Origin of the sequence: uncultured Aquimarina sp. (genome assembly GCF_947492965.1) — a bacterium.
Classification (GTDB): domain Bacteria; phylum Bacteroidota; class Bacteroidia; order Flavobacteriales; family Flavobacteriaceae; genus Aquimarina.
Window position 1 is genome coordinate 1 of sequence record NZ_CANLOZ010000031.1, and the last position, 860, is coordinate 860.

Genomic DNA, 860 nt, shown 5'->3' on the forward strand with positions numbered 1-860 from the left:
GCTCCTGTTTGTCCTGTGGCTCCCGTTTGTCCAGTGGCTCCTGTTTGTCCTGTAGCTCCTGTCTGACCAGTAGCACCTGTTTGTCCCGTGGCTCCCGTTTGACCAGTAGCTCCTGTTTGTCCCGTAGCTCCAGTTTGACCAGTAGCTCCAGTTTGACCCGTTGCACCTGTTTGTCCAGTGGCTCCAGTTTGTCCAGTGGCTCCAGTTTGTCCTGTAGCTCCAGTTTGACCCGTTGCACCTGTTTGACCAGTGGCTCCCGTTTGACCAGTAGCTCCAGTTTGTCCAGTAGCTCCTGTCTGACCAGTAGCTCCTGTTTGTCCTGTGGCTCCTGTTTGTCCTGTAGCTCCAGTTTGACCCGTTGCACCTGTTTGACCAGTGGCTCCAGTTTGTCCTGTGGCTCCTGTCTGACCAGTAGCTCCTGTTTGTCCTGTGGCACCTGTTTGACCCGTAGCTCCTGTCTGACCAGTAGCTCCCGTTTGTCCTGTGGCACCTGTTTGTCCAGTAGCTCCCGTTTGTCCTGTGGCTCCTGTCTGACCAGTGGCACCTGTTTGACCAGTAGCTCCAGTTTGTCCTGTGGCACCTGTTTGTCCTGTGGCTCCAGTTTGTCCAGTAGCACCTGTTTGTCCTGTGGCTCCCGTTTGTCCTGTGGCTCCAGTTTGTCCCGTGGCTCCCGTTTGACCAGTAGCTCCTGTTTGTCCCGTAGCTCCAGTTTGACCCGTTGCACCTGTTTGTCCAGTGGCTCCCGTTTGTCCAGTGGCTCCAGTTTGTCCTGTTGCACCTGTCTGACCAGTGGCACCTGTTTGTCCTGTAGCTCCTGTTTGTCCCGTAGCTCCCGTTTGTCCTGTGGCACCTGTTTGACC

The 860-nt window shown here is 55.6% G+C and carries 1 protein-coding gene; it reads right to left on the bottom strand.

All coding sequences use genetic code 11. The annotated features are described in order from the left end of the window. Positions 1-860, bottom strand: an 860-nt coding sequence (locus tag Q1B37_RS24185) for a hypothetical protein (RefSeq protein WP_299903345.1), incomplete at both ends; no start/stop codon positions are given.